The following is a 233-nucleotide window of genomic DNA, read 5'->3' as shown; positions in this document are numbered from 1 at the left end:
ACCAACAATAACAAGATTTACTGCCTTTTTATCCTCCGCAGCTTTCTTTAACTTCTCTTTCACTGCATCTGGCAAATTCTTCGCATATGCTTCATTAAAAGATGACTTCGTATCTTGTTTTTTCTCTTCCTTTTTCTCTTCTTTCTTCGCTCCGCTATCTTTCACTTCAGCTTTTGTTTTCGTTACTTCACTTGTTTGTGTTTGTCCTGTTGCATTCGCAATCTTCTTATTCC

Annotated in this window: 1 pseudogene; it reads right to left on the bottom strand. The window is 36.9% G+C overall.

Annotation, left to right across the window (positions count from 1 at the left end):
- Nucleotides 1-233 (bottom strand): annotated as a pseudogene (locus MR167_RS32400) (SGNH/GDSL hydrolase family protein); the annotation flags it as partial.

The organism is Bacillus cereus group sp. BfR-BA-01355 (genome assembly GCF_022663675.1).
In the GTDB taxonomy this organism is placed as follows: Bacteria; Bacillota; Bacilli; order Bacillales; family Bacillaceae_G; genus Bacillus_A; species Bacillus_A thuringiensis_S.
This window is presented reverse-complemented; position numbering and strand designations above follow the sequence as displayed.